This window comes from Bacillus sp. Medicinal_06 (genome assembly GCF_056711665.1).
This window is the reverse complement of sequence record NZ_JBWYHD010000059.1, coordinates 1-688: the sequence shown is the minus strand read 5'-3', so window position 1 is coordinate 688 and position 688 is coordinate 1. Positions and strand designations below refer to the sequence as shown.

General features: G+C 52.2%; 6 tRNA genes. All 6 read right to left on the bottom strand.

The window, feature by feature from the left end:
* Positions 1-38 precede the first annotated feature (38 nt).
* Positions 39-115: transfer RNA gene (locus AC1M36_RS28435), tRNA-Met, on the bottom strand.
* Between the two features lie 20 nt (positions 116-135).
* Positions 136-228, bottom strand: a tRNA-Ser gene (locus AC1M36_RS28430).
* A gap of 62 nt (positions 229-290) precedes the next feature.
* Positions 291-383 (bottom strand) — tRNA-Ser (locus AC1M36_RS28425).
* A 15-nt stretch (positions 384-398) separates the two neighbouring features.
* Positions 399-471, bottom strand: a tRNA-Ala gene (locus AC1M36_RS28420).
* A gap of 14 nt (positions 472-485) precedes the next feature.
* Positions 486-559: transfer RNA gene (locus AC1M36_RS28415), tRNA-Pro, on the bottom strand.
* 10 nt (positions 560-569) lie between these two features.
* Positions 570-643, bottom strand: a tRNA-Arg gene (locus AC1M36_RS28410).
* Between the last annotated feature and the right edge of the window lie 45 nt (positions 644-688).

The window sequence follows — 688 nt, the reverse complement described above, 5'->3', positions numbered from 1 at the left end:
ACAGGCAGGCATGTTAACCACTACACCACGGGACCATTTGGTTGCGGGGACAGGATTTGAACCTGCGACCTTCGGGTTATGAGCCCGACGAGCTACCAGACTGCTCCACCCCGCGACGATATAATATATTAAAAATGGAGGAGGTAGAGGGATTCGAACCCCCGCGCGATTCTCACCGCCTGTCGGTTTTCAAGACCGATCCCTTCAGCCAGACTTGGGTATACCTCCATGAAGGAAAAAATTAATTATATCTTTAAAATATCTTTATACATCTAATAGTTTTATTAAAATGGAGGAGGTAGAGGGATTCGAACCCCCGCGCGACTCTCGCCGCCTGTCGGTTTTCAAGACCGATCCCTTCAGCCAGACTTGGGTATACCTCCAATAAATAACTAAAGTGGAGCCTAGCGGGATCGAACCGCTGACCTCCTGCGTGCAAGGCAGGCGCTCTCCCAGCTGAGCTAAGGCCCCATGTTTTTTAAATATCGGGAAGACAGGATTTGAACCTGCGACCCCCTGGTCCCAAACCAGGTGCTCTACCAAGCTGAGCCACTTCCCGTCAATAAAAGCGCGCCCGAGAGGACTCGAACCCCTAACCTTTTGATCCGTAGTCAAACGCTCTATCCAATTGAGCTACGGGCGCATATGGTGCCGAGGGCGGGGGTCGAACCCGCACGGTGGTCACCCA